We start from the raw sequence: 1,054 nt of genomic DNA, 5'->3' as shown, positions 1-1,054 counted from the left end.
GAATGTCCAGAGCCGGCTTGCCGGCGCCGGCCTCGTCGCCCTGAACGGCAATCTGACGGCCAGCGGGCTGGGCGTATCGCTGAACAACAATGCAGGCGGCACGGTGACGGTGTCCGGCGCCTCGAACAGCTTTACCGGCGGGGGCACCGGCATATCGATCACCGCCAACACCGGCGGCACCTACAACATCAGCGGCGCCAGCTACGCCATCGGCATGAGCAGCGGCGGGCTTGGCGTCGATATTGCCGGCAACAGCGCCCCGGTGACGGTCAATTTCAACGGCGGCGGGCTGGCGATCGTGACCTCGGCAGGCGCCGGCTTCAATGCCACGGGTTCCGGCACGATCAGCGTGACCGGCGTGGGCAACTCCATCGCCACGGGCACCGGTGTGGCGATGAACCTGAGCGGCGTCACCGTCGCGGCCACCGGCATGAGTTTTTCCTCGACCAGCAACGGCGCCGGCGGCAACAGCGCCGTCGTCCTCACCAACGTGATCGGGTTGGGGACGATCAATCTCGGCGCCGGCACGCTGGTCGGCGGCAGCGCGGCAACCATCGCTGTCAGCGGCGGCACCGCCAACCTCAACTATACCGGCAATGTCAGCCAGTCGAACAATGCCACCCTGGTCAGCGTCACGGGCGGGCACAGCGGCTCGCTCAACTTCGCTACCGGTACGCTGTCGGCGACGAACGGTACCGGCCTGCAGTTCGACAATGCGGACGGCATCTACAGTTTCGTCGGCACGACGACGCTGAATGGCGGCAATGCCAGCGTCGACATCCTCAACGGCTCGGGCGGCACGTTCAATTTCGGCACCGGCACCTCGATCATCAGCCCCAGCGGCACGGCGTTCAACGTCAATGGCGGCACCGCCACCGTCACCTATGCCGGCACGATCACGCAAGCCACCGCCGGCCAGCGCATGATCGTCGTCGCCGACACCGCCGGCGGTTCGGTGAATTTCACCACTGCCGTGGCGAACGGGCTCAACGACACCGGCGGCACCGGCATTGTGATCGACGGCGCGGCGGGCAGCGTCACCGTCAGCAATGCC

1 protein-coding gene is annotated in these 1,054 nt (G+C 67.0%); it reads left to right on the top strand.

Annotation, left to right across the window (positions count from 1 at the left end; genetic code table 11):
• On the top strand, positions 1 to 1,054 hold a 1,054-nt coding region (locus tag EN939_RS38390), incomplete at both ends, for a beta strand repeat-containing protein (protein WP_442919595.1).

This window comes from Mesorhizobium sp. M7A.F.Ca.CA.002.05.1.1, assembly GCF_003998335.1.
Classification (GTDB): Bacteria; Pseudomonadota; Alphaproteobacteria; order Rhizobiales; family Rhizobiaceae; genus Mesorhizobium.
Note: the sequence above shows the minus strand (reverse complement) of the source record. Positions and strands in the feature narration are given on the sequence as shown.